Origin of the sequence: Clostridium drakei (assembly GCF_000633595.2) — a bacterium.
GTDB lineage: Bacteria > Bacillota > Clostridia > Clostridiales > Clostridiaceae > Clostridium_AM > Clostridium_AM drakei.
This window is the reverse complement of the sequence record NZ_JIBU02000027.1, coordinates 1-19,652: the sequence shown is the minus strand read 5'-3', so window position 1 is coordinate 19,652 and position 19,652 is coordinate 1. Positions and strand designations below refer to the sequence as shown.

At 29.0% G+C, this 19,652-nt stretch carries 16 protein-coding genes; 6 read left to right on the top strand and 10 right to left on the bottom strand.

All coding sequences use genetic code 11. The features are described from left to right. Window positions 1-7: 7 nt before the first annotated feature. The 3 genes from EG57_RS0214840 to EG57_RS0214830 are packed head-to-tail and all read right to left on the bottom strand — an operon-like array spanning window position 8 to window position 2,530. A complete protein-coding gene (locus EG57_RS0214840; RefSeq protein WP_032077973.1) occupies window positions 8-1,111 on the bottom strand; it encodes a sensor histidine kinase in 1,104 nt (367 codons plus the stop codon). Further along, complete coding sequence (locus EG57_RS0214835; protein ID WP_032077972.1) at window positions 1,101-1,793, bottom strand: response regulator transcription factor; 693 nt, start codon at window positions 1,791-1,793, stop codon at window positions 1,101-1,103. Before EG57_RS0214835 ends, EG57_RS0214840 begins: the two co-directional genes overlap by 11 nt. Window positions 1,794-1,813: 20 nt before the next feature. Beyond that, a complete protein-coding gene (locus tag EG57_RS0214830) occupies window positions 1,814-2,530 on the bottom strand; it encodes a M15 family metallopeptidase (RefSeq protein ID WP_032077971.1) in 717 nt (238 codons plus the stop codon). 861 nt (window positions 2,531-3,391) lie between these two features. On the opposite strand from EG57_RS0214830, the gene EG57_RS0214825 reads away from it, so the two are divergent. Further along, window positions 3,392-4,786 carry an amino acid permease gene (locus EG57_RS0214825; RefSeq protein WP_032077970.1) on the top strand — a complete coding sequence of 465 codons (1,395 nt, stop codon included), beginning with the start codon at window positions 3,392-3,394 and terminating at the stop codon, window positions 4,784-4,786. A gap of 153 nt (window positions 4,787-4,939) precedes the next feature. On the opposite strand, the gene EG57_RS0214820 is transcribed toward EG57_RS0214825, so the two are convergent. From EG57_RS0214820 to EG57_RS0214795, 6 genes are all read right to left on the bottom strand, one after another. Next, on the bottom strand, window positions 4,940-6,883 hold the full coding sequence (locus EG57_RS0214820) for an ABC transporter permease (RefSeq protein WP_032077969.1): 1,944 nt from the start codon (window positions 6,881-6,883) through the stop codon (window positions 4,940-4,942). Continuing rightward, a complete protein-coding gene (locus tag EG57_RS0214815) occupies window positions 6,876-7,643 on the bottom strand; it encodes an ABC transporter ATP-binding protein (RefSeq protein WP_032077968.1) in 768 nt (255 codons plus the stop codon). The genes EG57_RS0214820 and EG57_RS0214815 overlap by 8 nt, the downstream gene beginning before the upstream one ends. A 115-nt stretch (window positions 7,644-7,758) precedes the next feature. Next, on the bottom strand, window positions 7,759-8,772 hold the full coding sequence (locus EG57_RS0214810; RefSeq protein ID WP_032077967.1) for a sensor histidine kinase: 1,014 nt from the start codon (window positions 8,770-8,772) through the stop codon (window positions 7,759-7,761). Between the two features lies 1 nt (window position 8,773). After that, window positions 8,774-9,445: a response regulator transcription factor gene (locus tag EG57_RS0214805; RefSeq protein WP_032077966.1), complete on the bottom strand. Its 672-nt coding sequence runs from the start codon at window positions 9,443-9,445 to the stop codon at window positions 8,774-8,776. Window positions 9,446-9,516: 71 nt separating this feature from the next. Next, window positions 9,517-10,473, bottom strand: a complete 957-nt coding sequence (locus EG57_RS0214800) for an NAD(P)-dependent oxidoreductase (protein ID WP_032077965.1) — start codon at window positions 10,471-10,473, stop codon at window positions 9,517-9,519. A 137-nt stretch (window positions 10,474-10,610) separates the two neighbouring features. After that, complete coding sequence (locus EG57_RS0214795) at window positions 10,611-11,282, bottom strand: DUF4097 family beta strand repeat-containing protein (RefSeq protein WP_032077964.1); 672 nt, start codon at window positions 11,280-11,282, stop codon at window positions 10,611-10,613. Between the two features lie 427 nt (window positions 11,283-11,709). Between EG57_RS0214795 and EG57_RS0214790 the strand changes: the two genes are divergently transcribed. The 5 genes from EG57_RS0214790 to EG57_RS0214770 all read left to right on the top strand — a co-directional run bounded on the left by EG57_RS0214790 (window position 11,710) and on the right by EG57_RS0214770 (window position 17,973). Then, the gene (locus tag EG57_RS0214790; RefSeq protein WP_032077963.1) at window positions 11,710-12,402 is read left to right on the top strand and encodes a response regulator transcription factor; all 693 of its coding nucleotides are present in this window, start codon (window positions 11,710-11,712) and stop codon (window positions 12,400-12,402) included. A 3-nt stretch (window positions 12,403-12,405) separates the two neighbouring features. Further along, on the top strand, window positions 12,406-13,842 hold the full coding sequence (locus tag EG57_RS0214785; protein ID WP_032077962.1) for a HAMP domain-containing sensor histidine kinase: 1,437 nt from the start codon (window positions 12,406-12,408) through the stop codon (window positions 13,840-13,842). 198 nt (window positions 13,843-14,040) lie between these two features. Then, window positions 14,041-14,922 carry an ABC transporter ATP-binding protein gene (locus EG57_RS0214780; protein ID WP_032077961.1) on the top strand — a complete coding sequence of 294 codons (882 nt, stop codon included), beginning with the start codon at window positions 14,041-14,043 and terminating at the stop codon, window positions 14,920-14,922. Beyond that, window positions 14,915-16,507 (top strand): hypothetical protein, encoded by a 1,593-nt coding sequence (locus EG57_RS0214775; RefSeq protein ID WP_032077960.1) that lies wholly within the window; start codon window positions 14,915-14,917, stop codon window positions 16,505-16,507. Before EG57_RS0214780 ends, EG57_RS0214775 begins: the two co-directional genes overlap by 8 nt. Before the next feature lie 137 nt (window positions 16,508-16,644). Next, the gene (locus tag EG57_RS0214770) at window positions 16,645-17,973 is read left to right on the top strand and encodes an FAD-dependent oxidoreductase (protein ID WP_032077959.1); all 1,329 of its coding nucleotides are present in this window, start codon (window positions 16,645-16,647) and stop codon (window positions 17,971-17,973) included. Window positions 17,974-18,395: 422 nt separating this feature from the next. Here EG57_RS0214770 and EG57_RS0214765 read toward each other — a convergent pair whose 3' ends face one another. Beyond that, window positions 18,396-19,133 (bottom strand): TipAS antibiotic-recognition domain-containing protein, encoded by a 738-nt coding sequence (locus tag EG57_RS0214765; protein ID WP_108849452.1) that lies wholly within the window; start codon window positions 19,131-19,133, stop codon window positions 18,396-18,398. Window positions 19,134-19,652 lie beyond the last annotated feature (519 nt).

The window sequence follows — 19,652 nt, the reverse complement described above, 5'->3', positions numbered from 1 at the left end:
TGCACATTTATTTTACTGGTAATTTAAATTCAAATATAGTTCTCTCATTATCACTATAGGCTGATATTATTCCTTGATGTAGTTCTATAATATTTTTTGTTATAGCTAGCCCTAACCCAGATCCACCTATTTCACTATTTCTTGATTTTTCTACTCTATAAAATCTATCAAATACATGTGGTAACTCTATTGATGATATTGATTGACCATAATTTATAACTTGAACTACTGCCATATTCTCTTCAATTTTTGTTGTTATATCAACATAAAAACCCTCTTGTCCATACTTAATTGCGTTAGATAATAAATTTTCAATAGCTCTAACTAATTTTCTTGCATCTGCATTTACTATTAACTTATCATCTGAAAAATTGACTCTTGATTCCATGTTTGCATTCTTAAATTGATATTCAAAATAGGCAACTACTTGACCTAATAATTGTACTAAATTAATATCCACTTTATCCAAACTAATAGTATTATTTTGCATTTTAGTAAGTTCAAATAAATCATTTATAAGCAAATTTAAACCTTTAGCTTTTTCATATGCTATATTAACATAATATCTCAATTCCACTTCATCTTTATATTTATCATTGTCAATAATTTCTAAATAACCTATTATTGAGGTCAATGGAGTTCTTAAGTCATGAGAAACATTAGTTATTAAATCAGTTTTGGTCTGTTGAGCTCTTCTTTCCTCCACTGTTACATCTTTAAGCTGCTCTGCTATATCATTTATATTTTTCATTAAATTTTTGATATCACCTTTTGAATCAACTTTTATTATTCTATCTAAATCACCACTAGCCATTATTTCAGTTTCATCCATAATAGCTGCCAGGCTCTTAGTTTTTTTATATATTACAAGCATATAAAACAACATAAATAACGATATTTCAACGATTATATAGATATTGTATCCAAACATCTCATATTTAATAATATTCCAGAATTTAAAAAAATAATTAATAAGCTGAATCTTAGTATACCTATATAAATAAACTAGTATTTTATTACTTATAATCAAAGTTACATATGTCAATAATACTGCAATTACTACATCAACTAATGATGATAACCAATATCTATAGAATCTCTTATTTTTCAATTTTATAACCAACTCCCCACACAGTATGAATTATCTTATTTCCTTCCATATAGTGTTCTATCTTATCTCTGATTCTACTCATATGCACCATAACAGTATTATTAGATTGATAATATCTTTCCTTCCACACCTTTCCAAAAATTTCCTCTGCACTAAAAACTCTTCCTCTATTTGTAGCTAATAAATATAAAATTTCAAACTCTCTTGCTGTTAAATCTACTTCATTATCACTTACTGTTACCTTATGTTTGCTCTTATCTATAATCATTGACTCAATCCTTATTAAGTCATCTGAAACTTGAATTTTAGTATTTAAAAAATATGCTCTTCTAAGCAGTGCTCTTACTCTAACTGTAAGTTCTAAACTATTAAAAGGTTTACATACATAATCATCCGCACCAGTCATAATACCTTGTATCTTGTCCATATCCTCCACTTTTGCACTTAACATAAGAATTGGCATGCTATACTTTTCTCTTACTCTTCTACAAACCTCTAAACCATCCATACCTGGCATCATTATATCTAAAACTATTAAGTGAATTTCTTCTCTATCTAGTACTCCTAAAGCTTCTTCCCCTGAGCTTGCCTTAAATACACTATATCCTTCATTTCTAAGGTTTATTTCTAACAAATTTCTTATTTCTTTTTCATCATCCACCACAAGAATATTGTTGTTCATTTGCTCCTCCAATTATATAATTATTTTTCTAAGTATTCCTCTAATGTAATTTTATTATCATAAATGTACTTAGCAGCCTCTTTTCCAACATATCTAATATGCCAAGGTTCATATTCTATACCTGTTATATTTTTCTTTCCATAAGGATATCTTATAATAAAACCAAATCTATAGCAATTTTTTGCAAGCCAATCTGCTTCTTTGGTTCCTTTTACAAAATATCTATCTTTATTAGTAATATCAATGCATAATCCCGTTTGATGTTCACTAAATCCTGGTTTAGCTACATATGCATCTGCAAGTTTCTCTCCTTCTGATTTTACTCTACTACTATAAGTATTCTTTTGTGACTTATATGATCTATAACCTGAATTACCAATTAATATTATTCCTTCAGCTTTAGCTGTATTTACTAATTCTTCTAGTGGCTTTATAATAATTCCTGCTGCATGCCTTTCTTCCTCATTCACTCCACTAGCAAATGATATACTTGGTATAGTTAAATCTTTTGGTTCATAATTTTTATCTAAACCATATTCACTATTTACTAATATTAGTCCTGTACTTGCATTAATATTATTTTTATTTACTAACTTATCTTTTTGATTTAACTCAAATTTATTTCCTTTAAGATTAAAGTCTATACCCTTTAATCTTAAACCTTCATACTGTATTATGTACCAAAATCCACAAGCTATTATAATAAGCACTAAAATATTCTTAAATCTATTTTTCATATTCTCTACTCTCCTTCTAAATATCATAACTTCATTGTAGAGAATAGACTTTACAAGACTTATAAAAATTTCTTAAGAAATCTTAAGTTTATAAAGTAATTCTTAGATTCAGGTTGAGTTTATCTTTGAGCAAAACCCATCTATATCTGATTTTCACATATTACAATTTAGTAATGTCACTTTAAATCCTCTTCAAGTTGATCATGGATCATATTTAATTTTTATGACTAATGGTTTTTAAAATCAAATTTTAATATCTATATATAAAAATAAACAGATAAATGTATAATGAAAAAAACTGTGTGTAAGATAAAGAGTATAAATACATTTGCTTATTTAATTAATTTAATTTTATTTTTTATATTTTGATATTAATTATAATGTAAAAATCATTTTTCCATAATTGTCTGTAATATATTAAAAATAATTCTTAGCTATTTGCAATGAAATTTTAAATTAAATTTTATTAAGCAAAGTAAAAAAAGCTTATATTATCAAAAAATATATTTATATCAATAAAATCAAATGTATTTCGATATAGTTGTATATAAAACGATATTTTATTTATTATTTATATAATTATTGACAATATTGAAATGATTATATAAAATAAAGAAAGAATATTATATAAATTGAATAATTGTATTTTAATAAAACAAAAGGCAAATAATTAATTTCAATTTGAATATTCTGAAAAATCAATTCTATTCATTAAGGATACTTCACAATATACTCATGCTAATTAATATCCAGTAATAGGTGAAAGAAATCCTTTTTGATACAACTAAAAAGCTCTATAAACCTAATGTGATTTAAAATCTCACAAGTATCTAATTTTTTCATAAGAAAGGGGTAAGTAAAATGAGTAACAAAGTTGAAACTCAAACAGGTGAAAGCCTAGAGCGTGGTCTTGAAGAAAGACACATTAAAATGATGGCAATTGGTGGAGCCATCGGAGTTGGTTTGTTCCTAGGATCAGCAACAGCCATTAAGGCTGCAGGCCCAGCTATACTGGCTACTTATGCCGTTGCAGGAATAATTATATTTTTTATCATGCGTGCTCTTGGTGAAATGGCTGTTGAGCATCCAGTTGCAGGTTCATTCAGTGCATACGCAAATGATTACGTAAGTCCTCTTGCAGGATATCTAACAGGTTGGACATACTGGATAATGTGGGTTGTAACATGTATGGCAGAAGTTACTGCAGTCGGTATTTACATAAACTTCTGGTTTCCAAATGTGCCACAGTGGGTATCCGCACTTGTCGCTGTTTGTGTACTTACTGCTGTAAACTTAACTGCAGCAAAAGCTTTTGGAGAAATCGAATTCTGGTTTGCACTTATAAAAGTTGTTACAATAATTATTATGATTGCAGTAGGTTTAGCTATGATAGCATTTGGACTTGGAAATAAAGGAGTACCTATTGGTATTTCAAACTTGACTGCTCATGGTGGATTCTTCCCTAAAGGAATTATGGGACCTATATCTACCTTGACTATGGTTTCCTTTGCTTTCGTAGGAGTTGAACTTATAGGTGTTACAGCTGGAGAAGCAAAAAATCCTGAAAAAGTAATACCAACAGCTATAAATAGTGTTTTCTGGCGAATAATGGTATTCTATATTGGTGCATTGTTTGTTATAATGTCACTTTATCCTTGGGATAGTATAGGAACAACAGGAAGTCCATTCGTTCTTACATTTGCTAAACTTGGTATAGCTGCAGCAGCTGGTATAATAAACTTTGTTGTACTTACAGCAGCAGCATCATCATGTAACTCAGGTATATTCACAACTGGACGTATGTTGTATAATCTAGCACTACAAGGTCAGGCACCTAAATCTCTTGGAAAGCTTAGCTCAACTAATGTTCCTAAAAATGGAATACTTATTTCAGTAGCCTTTATGTTAGTTGGAGTTATCCTAAACTATGTTGCTCCTGGTAAAGCATTTACTTATGTTACAAGTGTAGGAACATTTGCAGGTATATTTGCTTGGTTTATGATTGTTTATACTCAGATTAAATTCAGAAGAAGTCTTACACCTGAACAGGTTAAAAATTTGAAATTCAAAACAGTACTTTATCCAGCTTCAGGTATCATAACTATGATATTCTTAGTTGGGGTATTTATTTCAATGTGCATGGGAGCAGATACAAGAATTCCAGCTATAGTTGGAGTTGTATGGATACTACTTTTAATTGTAGCTTGGTATGCAAGTGGATTAAATAAAAAGGAACCTACTAAACTTCTTAGATAAATCCTTTAATTATCATTCAACCATATTGATTAATAATTAGTAAAATGGTGCTGTTGCACTAAGAAATTTACATACAATATATTGTAGTATTTATTCTTAATGCAACAGCCCCATTTTTAATTTACAAGTTCTACAGATTTTATTTAAAAAAGTTTATTCAACGATTTTGTAATATGCTCTAGCTGTCAATGAAAATACAAGTGTATAAATTGCTGCAAAAACAATTATTGTCATTGAAGTTGAAAGTATAAATAAATTTACATTTTTTAGTCCTAAAAGAGCAAGCATCTTTGTAATCATTGGAAATGCAAAGGCAATATGGATTATTGTAAAAACAAGAGGAAGAAAAAATACCATTAGTACCTGACTTCTTATAGTCTTCCTTATTTCACTTTTATCCATTCCAACTTTTTGCATAATCTCAAAACGTTCTTTATCTTCATATCCTTCTGATATCTGCTTATAATAAATGATAAGTACCGTTGCCATTAAAAATAGTGTGCCTAAAAATATACCCAAAAAGAACAACCCACCATATACTGAAAGAAATTCTTCTTTGCCAGATACAGCACTTTCAACACCAGCTTTCATTTTATTTTGCACAAATTTTTTATTTAACTTGTCAGAAGTTGATATTATATCCTTATTTGCACCACTAATATTAAAGCTAATTGTATATTCCTTGAATCCTTTATTTCCTACAGCATCTACATTATTTACAAATATTACATAGGTATCTACTACATCCATCATAGAATTATTTAAACCCTCTACAGGTTTATCCAATCTCTGCCTAACTTTAAAGACTTTGCTATCAATATTAATTGTATTATCATCATAACCTTTTACTTTTGAGAAGAGAATTACTTCATCATCACGAAGAGTAACATTTTTTCCTTGTAATCTATTATAATCTGAAACAGGAATAACCTCTATAACAGAAACTTTTGATTTATCAGTGTTTTTACTTACAGTTAAAAATTTTCCATTTTTTTCCACGACTTCTAAACTATTATTCATATATTGAATTTTATCTTTTATATCTATTTTACTACTTTTTAATTCAGAGTCTAAAGTTTCATTCAACTTTTGTATTTGATTTTCATTAGTTTCTCTAGCTGTTATAACTATATCCCTTGGATAGCGAAACTTTAAGAAATCCTCCATACCAGCATATAAAGAAATTGTAGTTGAGAGCATAACTAGTACAGCAGTGCTTAAAATACAAATATTTGCAAGTCCCACTGCATTTTGCTTCATTCTGTACATCATGCCAGAAACAGATATAAAATTGCCTGTTTTATAGTAAAAATTCTTTTGCTTTCTAAGAAACTTTAATACTGCAATACTTCCTGCTGTAAAGATTGCATAAGTTCCTATCATAACCAAAATAACTGCCCCAAAGAACAAAAGCAATGCAGAAATAGGTGATTTTACATTTAATGCTATTCCATATCCAGTGCAAAGAGCTGTTACTCCTATAATGGTCATAATCCATTTTGTTTTTGGCTCTTTTTCCCCTTGTTCAGACCCTTTTAAAAGTTCAATAGGCTTTAATATCTTTATTTGAAATAAATTTGATAACAAATTTAGAAAAAAGATACTAATAAAAACAATTAAAGTTTTTACCACAGATGGCATTGAAACAGAAAATCCAAAGTATACTTTAAAATTAAGCATTTTTATTAGCAAAAGGAACATAAGCTTATTCAAAATAATTCCACCAATAAGTCCAATTATTAAACTGATAGCAGAAGTAAAAATGCATTCATAACACAGTATTTTTGCAATATGTTTTTTCTCAAGTCCAAGAACATTATAAAGTCCAATTTCTTTTTTACGTCTTTTAATTAGAAAACTATTTGTATAAAATAGAAATATAGCTGAAAATATTCCTATTACTATTGTTCCTAAAGAAAGAATTGTTTTTAAACTTTGAGCTCCACTGGTTCCATCCAATCCTTTATTTATTGAAATTGCATGCATTATATAAAACATCATTATTGTACATATACAAGTGAGTATAAATGGGAAATAAGTCTTACTATTTTTTTTGATGTTTATTACTGCTAATTTAGGATAAAATAGCTTATTCATTTGCTGCACCCCCAGTAGCAATTACTGTAAGTGTATTTGAAATTCTTTCAAACATCTCCTCCTTTGTCATTGAACCTCTATAAAGCTGATGAAACACTTCTCCATCTTTTATAAAAAGTACCCTTCCTGCATGACTTGCTGCCTTGGTACTATGAGTAACCATAACAATTGTCTGTCCCTCATTATTAATATCTGAAAATAATTTTAAAAGTTGATCTGTTGATTTTGAATCAAGAGCTCCTGTTGGCTCATCTGCTAAAATGAGCTGTGGATCTGTAATTAAAGCTCTAGCAACAGCTGCTCTTTGCTTTTGTCCTCCTGATACCTCATAAGGAAATTTTTCTAGTATTTGATCTATTCCTAATTTTCCTGCAATAGGCTTCAATCTTTTTTCCATTTCACTGTAAGCTTTTCTTGATAAAACAAGTGGCAAAAAGATATTATCCTTTAAAGAAAAGGTATCAAGCAAATTAAAATCTTGAAATACAAAGCCTAAATTTTCTCTACGAAATGCAGTAATTTCACTCTCTTTAATTGCAACAATATTCTTGCCTTCAAGTAAAATCTCACCACTAGTTGGCTTATCTAAAGATGCTAGTATATTAAGCAATGTGGTTTTTCCCGAGCCTGATTCTCCCATAATTGCTAAATATTCGCCCTTTTCCACTGAAAAAGTTACATTACTTAAAGCTTGAACTTGATTTCCTCCAAATCTTGATGAATATATTTTCTTTAAATTATTTACTTCTAATAACTTCATTTTCTTCCTCCTCTGTTCACTTTGACTATACTATAATTATAAAAAAAATAGAAATGCTCAGCCATAACTTTAGCTTACATTTCTTATTTTAACCTTACATCTTTGTAACATTGTATTACTCTATTATAGTTTTTATAGAAGAAAGATTAATTTTTACTTTAGTTCCTACATTAACCTTAGAAGTAATGCTTATTGTATGTGAAAGCTTATCTAATATCTTTTTACAAAGATAAAGACCAATTCCTGTTGCCTTTTTATCCATACGTCCATTATATCCAGTAAAACCTCTTTCAAATATTCTTGGTAAATCTTCTTCTGCAATACCTGATCCTGTATCCTCGATTACAAGCACCTTTTGGGAAATATCCTCCATATATATTGATATTTTTCCGCTGCTTGTATATTTTAATGCATTCCATAATATTTGTTCAATTACAAAGACCAGCCACTTTTCATCTGTGAGCACAGTGCAATCCATTTCTTTTAAATCAAGTGCTATATTTTTTCTAATGAATACATGTGCATACTTTCTAATAACTTGTTTTATAATTTCAAGCAAATTATATTTTTTAAGCACCAAATCTGATGAGTTATTATCAATTTTTAAATAACCTAACACCATTTCAACATACTGCTCAATTTTAAAAACTTGCTCCAACAATTCCTTGTTTTGTTCAGTATACTCACTTTGCAGTATCAATCTCATTGCCGCAATTGGAGTTTTAATTTGATGCGCCCAAAGGGTATAATAATCTACCATTTCTGTCTGCTTAATGTCTATATTTGAAATTAGATCTGTACTCTGTTCATAAAGTGTCTGCAGAATATTTTGATAGTCAGCTTCAATTAAATTATTAGCTACTGGCAATTTATCTAATCCTATGTTTATCTTTTTTTCAAGAATACATAGATCATTATGCTTTTTATAGTATTTAATAAGATCATAAGCAATAAATATAAAAGCTATAATGGCTGATAAAAAAGAAGCATATAAAACTGGCTCAAGCTCTAAAGAATATAATGAAAATACCATAGCAAAAATTCCAATAAAAATACTTCCCATTATTATTGTTTTTTTATGACCTCTAATATACCATAACAAAATTTGAAAAAAAGATTTTTCTCTCATATTATTCCACCACATACCCAATGCCTTTTTTTGTCTTAACAAAGTCGCAAATACCAGCATCTGAAAGTTTTTTTCTAAGGCGAGTTACATTAACAGTTAAAGTATTATCATCTATGTAACTGTCACTTTCCCAAAGCCTTGTCATAATAACATCCCTTGGAATTGCCTTGCCAACATTCTCAAGTAAAATTTGAATTATCTTAAATTCGTTTTTTGTAAGCTCAATCTTATTATTTTCATATTCAATAGTAGCGTTGTTTAAGTTTAACACTATGCCATTATGTTCAATTATATCCATGGTTCCACCAAAGGAATATGTCCTTCTTATTAATGCCTGTACCTTTGCTACAAGAATATTTAAATCAAAGGGTTTAGAAATAAAGTCATCTCCCCCCATATTTACAGCCATAATGATATTCATACTATCAGACATGGAAGAAATAAAAATAATAGGAACCTTTGATATTTTACGAATTTCAGTGCACCAGTAATAACCATTGAAAAATGGCAAGGATATATCCAAAAGTACAAGCTGTGGATCAAACTTAATAAATTCTGCAGTAACATCCTTAAAATCTGTTAAAAATTCAGTTTCATAATTCCAGCCACTGAGACAATTTTTCATCGATTTTGCAATAACCATATCATCTTCAACAATTAAAATTTTATACATATTTTACCTCTAACCAACATTTTTTCCTATTTACTTTTTTATTATACAATAAGTTTGATTTAAATATTATATTATGAAACAATGTTAATTGGCTGCTCATTAATAAATGCTTCAATATTTCTACTCAAAAGCTCTATAAGTCTTTGTCTTGATTCAATACATTTCCACCCTATATGAGGAGTGAGTATAACATTTTTCATATCAAAAAGTGGATTATTTACTTCTGGAGGCTCTGGATCTTGAACATCAAGTGCTGCTCCTGCAATTTTTTTACTTTTCAATGCTTCAATCAAATCTGTTTCTTTTATAATAGCTCCTCTAGAAGTATTTATAATAAATGCTGATGGCTTCATAAGTTCTATTTTAGATCTATCAATAAGATATCTTGTTTCAGGTGTAAGTGGACAATGCAGCGTAATAAAATCACTTTCTTTAAGAAGTTCTTCAAGCTTTACAAAACTTATTTTTGAATCTCCTAAATTTTTATTGGTTCTGCTATATACAAGTACTTTCATTCCTAAAGCCCTTGCTATTTTCATAACCTGCTGCCCAATAGCCCCTGCTCCAATGACTCCGAGTGTTTTATTTTGCACTTCAAAATGAGGAACTTGAAGGTATTTAGTAAAATTATCATAATTTTTATCTTCAATCATTCTCTGCTGATTTGATAGTGAAGAGCTTAAACTCAACATAAATGTAATAACTAACTGCGCAACTGCCTCTGTACTATAGCCTGGTAAATTACATACAAGTATATTTTTTTCCTTTGCCGCTTTTATATCAATATTGTTGTAACCAGTACCAGCTTCACAAATTAACTTCACACAAGGTGGAAATTTCTCAATTAACTCCCTATCAATTATCATTTCTTTTGTAATTACGATATTTTGATCCTTTACTCTTTCTAAAATTTCTTCATTACTGCTACCTTCATATTTGCTAACCTTACCCAACCTATTTAAATATGATAAATCAAGCTTGTCATCAAAATCTATTCTCTTTATATTAAGAAATACAATATTATTCATTTGTTCCTCCTTTTATTTCAGTTGTATTTAATTATTAGTATACTACTTTATAAACATCTAAAACAAATAAATCTGCATATTAAATTTGTATTCATGTTTTCATTTTGCTTCTATATCGTTCACAAAAAACTTTTTCACTAATTCTCACTTATATTTATATCACCATCTGAAGATAAAAGATTAATATTCTTTTCTTTTAAAGAATGATCTACATTTGAATCAAGATCATTAGTTACCTTTCCCATATGTGATTTAGCAGATAAATTAAATTTTTCATCTTTAGGAAGCTTTAAATTTATATTTCCTAAGTTTGAATTTACAGTAATATTACCACATATATTATTTAATGAAATTTTAATATCGCTGTCATGTACGTCACATTGTATATTCTTTGAACTTGAATTCGTTATTTTTATTTTACTCAATTTAGACCTTATAGATATCTTATTTTTATAACTTTTAGGTATATCAATATTCAAACTTAATCCTTCATAGCCACCAAAACAAACTGTACCTATTTTACTGCTTGAAGTAACATTTAAAACATCATTTTCTATGCCAGATTCAAAGTTATAAGCTCCTAATATAAATCCTTTTTGAACCTTAGAAAAGCTGCATTTTATATCCTTTGAATCAGAAGCTGTAATATTAACATCAAAATCTCCATCTAATGATATTTCTTTTAAATTCTCTATTTCTTTTGAAGTAAAGATTCTTTGTGAATTCTCAGCTTTGGTTGGCGAGAAAAGTAATATACCTCCTGCCACAACCAAAATCAGTACAAAAATTAGTAACACTTTTTTTATCATGATTAGTACCTCCGTATAATATGTTTTGAAGCTTTTAGTTTTGTTCCGCATGCTAATTTTTCAAGCTTAATATGAGTATATACTGCTGGGTTTAATGTATTATTAATGTAAAATTAATAGGAGCTTAATTTTATGATAATTTTTATTTTTACGGGAATATATATTGAAGGGCTATTCTACTCATAAGCACATTCTTACAAGCCTGGGCAGCATTTTAATACCTCATATTCCAAAACTTGACGTAAATTAATATGGATATTAAACTACTTAATATAGAAGGTCATCAAATGTTTGCCATTTTTAAGTAGAATTTTTATAAGAAATGCCTTTCCAACTAAACTTAAAAGCATTTCTCCAGAATAGTGCAAAAATAAATGAACTAAACCAATATTAGGGAAATTTAAAGATTATATAAGGAGTTAAAAATATGAATTCAATTTTAATTGTAGATGACGACAAAGAAATTGTAGAGTTGATAGATTTTTATATGAAGAATAATGGATACAATACCTATAAAGCATTTAATGGCAAAGAGGCCTTAGAAATTTTTCAAAAGGAGCAAATAGATATTGTAGTACTAGATATAATGATGCCTGGTCTTGATGGAAAAGAAGTTTTAAGAAAAATTAGAGAAAAAAGCAGCACTCCTATAATATTCTTATCTGCTAAAGGCGAAGATATTGATAAAATTGATGGTCTATTCCTTGGTGCAGATGATTATCTTGCCAAGCCCTTTAATACTCTAGAACTTATTGCAAGAGTTAAAGCACTTTTAAGAAGAAGTACCATATTTAACAACAATAAGGAAGAAAATAATCTCACAATTATTAATAAGCATCTAAAGTTGGATGAAGGAAGCTGTAAAGTATATAAGGATGATATGGAAGTTCAGCTGACCTCCTTTGAGTATAAACTTATGTGCTTTTTTATGAAAAATAAAAATAAGGTTTTTACTAAAGGTCAATTATATGAAGAGGTATGGGGACAATGTTATCTTGGAGATGAAAAAATTATAATGGTTTATATAAGTAAGTTAAGAGAAAAAATAGAGGACAATCCTAAAGAACCTAAGTTTATCAAGACTATAAGAGGTCTTGGTTATATATTTGAAGGTAATTAAATCATGAAGTTTGACTTTAATATTATTAAGAAAAAATTAGGTGTAAAAAACTTTCTTATAATAAATTGTTTAATAACCTTTCTAGTATTGTATGTAATTATACAATTATCCTATAAATCCTCAGCCTTTATAGTAAAAAAGCTTGTTTTTAATAATGAACAAATCAATAATATACCAATGTCTTCTTATTATAATGAAGACTTTGATAAAATAAATTTAGGTTTTCTTTCTAAAATAGGTGCCTGGGAAGAAGTTCTCAATGAAGATAGGAAAGTAATCTATGTAAAAGGTGAAAAAAAAGATAGTATAATGCAATACAATGATGAACAACTATTTAGATTATCTTCTGTTGGAAATTATTCATCTGAAAGTCCTTATTATGGGGAAGTATTTTCAGTAAAAGGAAAACATGGCGAACCCTATCTTTTTCTTTATAAAATTGATAGAAGGAAACTCACACTTTCCTTTATCTATAAACCTAATTTATATACTAAAGCCGACAGCCTTCTTTCTTTTAAGGTTTATGGAATACTATATTTAACTCAATTTCTTTATTTGTTAATAGGTTTATATATTTGCAGTCTTATAAGCTCTAAATTTATAACAAACCCTCTTAAAAACTTTATTTACAGCATAAAAAACTTAAAAAAGCTGGATTATGGCACTAGAGCTAATGTAAAAGGTTTAAGAGAGCTTCAAGATGTTGAAACTGAATTTAATGAAATGGTAATAGAACTTGAAAAAGTCAAAGAAGAAAATAAAAGAATAGATGAGAGTAAAAAAAGACTTTTAGTTGATATATCTCATGATTTGAAAACACCTATAACCTCTATTCAGGGATTCTCCAAGCTTTTGCTAGAGGAAAATGTAACCTTAGAGGAGAAAGAAAAATTCTTAAAGATAATACATAATAAAGCAATATACTCTACAGTACTCATTGAAGATCTATTTGCACTTTCAAAACTGGAAGATTCAGAATATAGCCCTTCTTTAGTAAAGCTTAACTTTACTGAATGGCTTAGACGTCTTATTGTAGAATACTATGAAGAATTTCAAAATAAGCACTTTAACCTAGAACTCAACATCAGTGATTATCCTATTACATTTAAATTTGATGAAAAGCTTATGAAAAGAGCAATCTCCAACATTTTTAATAATGCTTTAAATCATAATGAAGATTACACAAAATTAAGGATTTCTTGTTACTTAGAAGATAACAATGTAATTTTACAAATTGGCAATAATGGACATTATATTGACAAATCAATTAGAGATACAATATTTGAACCCTTCGTAAAATCAGAAATTAGTGCTGGTGGAAGTGGTTTAGGCCTAGCTATAACGAAAAAAATTATAAAAAAACATGGTGGAGATATTAAACTTACTCCTAGTGAATCCCTAAATAATTTATTTATTATATCTATTCCTCTTAAATTTTAGAATTTATTAATGTTAGATTAGCTTTATATTAAGGCTAATCTATTATTATTTTAAGTGAGTTTATCTAAGGTGTAAGTCCGATCTTTACTTCTATTTAAAATAAATAGATATTACATAGTTACTTTTATAGAGTGACTTGAAGTATTAAGGTGGATAATCATTAGATAATTTTACAACTTAAATTTAGGAGGAAATATTATGCTTTCAATTAAAAATGTTTCAAAAAAATACTCAAATAATTTTACAGCTCTTTCAAATTTTAATCTGGAATTAGAAAGAGGAATCATAGGTCTTTTAGGTGCAAATGGTGCTGGCAAGTCAACACTAATGAAGATGATAGCTACAGTTTCAAAGCCAACAGAAGGTGTTATTACCTGGAATGGATGTGACATTCATAAAAATGGTGATGAACTTAGACATGCTTTAGGATATTTACCCCAAAGCTTTGGGGTATTTCCCAATTTAACTGCTGTTGAATTTTTAAAATACATGGCAGCTTTAAAAGGACTTAACATGAAAAAAGCAGTAAATAGAATAAATGAACTTATTGATTTACTAAATCTTAGAGATGCTGCAAATAAAAGTATTGGAAATTATTCTGGCGGTATGAAGCAGAGAATAGGCATTGCACAAGCTCTTTTAAACGATCCTAAAATTCTTATAGTAGATGAACCAACCGTAGGATTAGATCCCAATGAAAGAATGAACTTTAGAAATCTAATTAATAGTTTATCAAAAGATAAAATAATAATCTTGTCTACCCATATAGTGTCTGATGTAGAAGCTTCAGCTGAAAAAATAGTTCTTATTGATAAGGGTAAGCTCATGTGTTTTTGTAAAAACGAAGAACTTTTAAATTCATTAGAGGGAATAGTATGGGAATGTTTAACTGAAGAAAGTCACCTTAAAAAAATAAAGGACAATTATATAACAGGAAATATAGTAAGAAGAAATGAAGGAATGGTTATAAGAGTAATATCAGAATCAAAACCCTTACTAAATGCCTCAAGTGTGTCCCCTACTCTTGAAGATGCTTATATTTATTATACCTCAAGAAAAAGAGGTGGAAACATTGAATAGTCTACATGAAATTTACTACATAGGAATATCTGATTTTTTAGATAGAATAAGAAGCAAAACCACACTTATTATAAGTCTTTTAATGATGTATATATGCTATTTATTCTTCCCAGAAAACAACAGCAGTTTTTATTATACCTTAACCTATTCTTTTGAAGGATATTTTTATAGAGGAGTTTATAATTCTGTATGGCTTGGCTGGGTTTCTACTATGGCCTTTATTAGTGTTGTGACTTTGATTGGATTTTACTTTGTTAGAAATTCTATAAAGAGAGAAAAAGAACTTTTAATAGGCGAAATGACAGCTTCTATAGGAACAAAATCCTGGGTATTTATATTTGGAAAAGCCTTTGGCAATTTACTGTTTCTTCTCACTCAAATGCTTGTAGTTGTTGCAATTACTGTTTTAATGCAATTTGCTAGAGGTGAAAGCTATTATTTGCAGCCAATTAAGCTTTTAACACCATTTTTAATATTAGCAGTACCAGCTTGCTTTCTTACAGCAGTTATAGCAATAATTTTTGAAATCATTCCTTTTCTAAGGAACTCTTTTGGAAATGTAGTATACTTCTTTACCTGGTCTGGAATAATCATATATTCCATTCAAAACAGAACTTCTACTTTAGCAGATGTTTTTGGGATGAATACTGCTGCCAAAATAATATCAGAACAATTAAAGCATGCTTTTAAAGAGTTTTCTAATATAGATTCTTTCAGTCTTGGCACAAGTGGACCCCTTCATGGAAATATTAAAACTTTTATAATGAATAATGCAAACCTTGGTTTTAACATATTGTTCCAAAGATTATTTTGGATTTTTATAGGAATCCTTTTACTCTTTTTAGCCTCCATGTTTTTCAAAAGTAATTCTCTTATTAGAACAAAACCATCTACAATAGCTAATAAGCTTACAAAAGAAGCAAAATATATTCCTTGTAAAAAAACAGTTTTGACTAAGATTTTTGAAAACAAAACTTATATGAATAACCTTAGCATACTAAAAAGCAATCTTAAAATTGTAGTCGTTTCTCCTAGTTTATACTGGTATGCAGCCATCATCTTCTGCTCTATAGGAATATTTTTTGCAAATGGTGATAACTTAAATAAATTTTTAATTCCAACCATATGGATTCTACCTGTTTTCATATGGTCTAAATTATCTACTGTTCAAAGAGCTTTTAATATGGAAGATTATCTTTTGACTTATAAAAACTATAGAAATATAGAGCCTTTAAATTCAGCTGCTGCTGGAATTTTATTCACTGTATTTATAAATACAGCTGTTATAATAAAGTTTTTGCTGCTGCATAACTTTTTAGGAATTCTTTATATTTTAATTGGTTCTTTCTTTGTAAATACCTTAGGAATTTTTATTGGAAACATTGCTGGAAGTTCTACTGCCTTTGAAATAACTTATATTATTTTATGGTACCTGGGTATATTAAATAGCTTACCAAGTTTAGATTTTCTTGGACTTACCACAAAGTCTGCAATGTTCCATATTCCAGTTATATTTTTAGTTATTGGAGCTTGTTTGACGGTGGCTTCAATAGTGATTAAAAATATCAGACTTAAAAGTTATTAGATATCCTACATTTTTTATAGTTAATTCTTAAAAACAATAAATATTGATTATTATACAGTATAAACATAAGTATTATGAGTAGGACATAAAATGCTAGGGCATCATAAAGACATATGAAGTTTTAAGGAGGAAATATAATGAAAATAGTTGTCATAGGTTGTACCCATGCTGGAACTTCTGCTGTGGTAAACTGCTCTAAATTATATCCAGATGCAAAAATAACTGTATATGAGAGAAATGATACAATTTCATTTTTATCTTGTGGAATAGCATTATATGTAGCAGGAATAGTAAAAGATCCTAAGGGATTGTTTTATAGTTCACCAGAAAAATTGGCGGAATTAGGAGTATCCACTAAAATGTCTCATGACGTAGTATCCGTTGACATAGATGAAAAAAAACTTAAGGTTCGTAATTTAAAATCAAAAGAAGAGTTTGAAGATACCTTTGATAAATTAATAGTAACAACTGGTTCATGGCCAATACTTCCTAAGGTTGATGGAAGCAATTTAGAAAATATATTGATATCCAAAAATTATTACCACTCAAACACTATAATTGAAAAATCTCAAAAAGCCAACAATATAGTGGTTATAGGCGCAGGGTATATAGGTGTTGAACTAGTAGAATCCTTTGAAATGAATAATAAAAAGGTAACGCTAATTGATAGTCAGGATCGCATTTTAAGCAAATATTTAGATAAAGAATTTACAGATAAAGCAGAAAAAGCTTTATCAGACCATGCTATTAAATTGGCTTTAGGTGAGACAGTTATAAGATTTGAGGGTGTAGATGGAAAAGTTTCAAAAGTAATTACAAATAAGGGCCAATATGAAGCAGATTTAATTATACTTTCTATTGGTTTCAAACCAAGCACAGAACTATTTAAAGGACAGCTTGAAATGTTAGGCAATGGTGCTATTGTGGTAGACGAATATATGCATACTAGTAAAAAAGATATATATGCAGCTGGAGATAGCTGTGCTGTTAAATATAATCCAATAGAAAAGCAAGAATATATTCCACTAGCTACAAACGCAGTTCGTATGGGTACATTAGTTGCTAGAAACTTAGTTAAGCCAACTACAAAATATATGGGTACTCAAGGAACTTCTGGAATTAAAATCTATGATTATAACATAGCCTCTACAGGTTTAACTGAAAATTCTGCCAAAGCATATGGAATAAATATCAAAACAGTAATGGTTGAAGATAACTACCGTCCAGAATTTATGCCTACTTATGATTTAGCACAACTAAAAGTAGTTTATGAAAAAGACTCTAAAAGGATTTTAGGTGCTCAAATTGTTTCAAAGGCCGATTTAACTCAATCCATAAATACAATGTCAGTGTGTATTCAAAATAAAATGACTATAGATGAACTGGCTTTTGTTGATTTCTTTTTCCAGCCACATTACAATAAACCTTGGAATTTGTTAAATTTAGCAGGATTAAGTGCTGAATAATATAAAAACTAGTATAAGAGTACTTCATTTAATTATGTTTTTCAAACTAAATTAATTCACTTTGAAACCCCCAAAAATAGCATTAAATTTCACAGTAATAACCAATTATGTTCTCTTCATGGTCGCTTCTTATTGTGAAATTTAATACTTTCAGTGCTTTATGGTGCTTGTTGATTTTTTTCTTAATATTTTTCTCATTGAAAAATATTAAAAATATAGTCTTTATTTTCAGCTAGTGCACATTCAAATATGAAAAATAACTTTGTATCCGACCGCTACCATTGCTAATCCCCCCATCTTCTTCAAATGGGAGATAAGCACTGCTACGCATCTGGATAAGTTCTTCTAAGACTCAAATGGAAAGAGGTATTCCTCACAAGCAAACTCCACCTGAGTCTAAGAATCACTTGATATCCTTTCATTTACTTTGTGCAGTAAATTGCAATTGCTTGTGATATAAATTCTGCTGTTCCCTTGCCATAACCATCAATATTTTCTTTAAAACGTTCATCCTGTAAATACATAAGTCCAAGGCCTTTTAAAATTTCATTAGTACATTTGTAAAATCTTTTTGTAATGTAATCCTGCCATTCTTTAACAAGTGCTTGAACTTCTTTACTATCAGCACTTTTTTCTCTATTCTCAGCAAAAGCCTTTAAAATATCTCCACCTTCTTCATTTACCTGCTTCCACTGTTCTTTACCATACTTTTTAGTCTTTGTTTCACTCTCAACATAAGCATCAGTTTTTCCCCAGCGTTCTTTAACTTCCTTTGCATATTTCTTTCTTGCATTTTCAAAATCAATATTATCAAATTCCTTAAAACTCATATTACATTCTCCTTCTATTGTTTTTTCTACAAGCTTTATTAGCTTATCAATTCTTTTACGTTTTTTACTAAGAAGCTCTTTATGCTTTTTTAGTGCTTCCGTTCTATCAAATGATGCACTTTTAACAATTTCTTTAATTTCATTAAGTGGAAAATCCAACTCTTTGAAAAATAATATTTGTTGAAGCAACTCAATAGCATCGTCATCATATAAACGATAACTCGCCTCAGAAACCTTGCTTGGCTTAAGCAAACCTATTTCATCATAATAATGAAGAGTTCTCACTGTAACTCCTGTTAATTTTGCAACTTCGTTAATTTTCAGTTCCAAAAATCCTGTACCTCCTTTCCTTCAGCATAACTATACTATATACTATCACGTTACGTTAGAGTCAATATAAAAATAATGCGACACAGCTTTTTAGGTGGAGTCCGCATTGAATATATGGTGTATAAAAGCCAACCGTTTATTAAGGGGCTCTAATGTCTAAAATTTTAAAAATCTCTACCCGCTCAAATGTCCCGTCCTGGGACTTTCGCGGCTTGAATCGTCCTGATTCAAATTACGAGATTTTTTAAATTTTAGACATAAGACCTCCTAAATTCTCTCAAAAGCTTTTATACACCATATATTCAAAGCTCCCTCCACCTAAAAAGCTGTGTAGTAACTATTGTAATTCTAATATGAAAAATTGCTTATAATACATTATGATATGGCTCTTAATAAAAAACGTAGCTTTCATAATACTTATTGCCTAGTTTATATATTTAAACTATTTTAATAATATCCTCTGGCACATCCTAAAAAATATCAGAAGCTTATTAAAAAATTTTTAGGACGGTAGTCCTT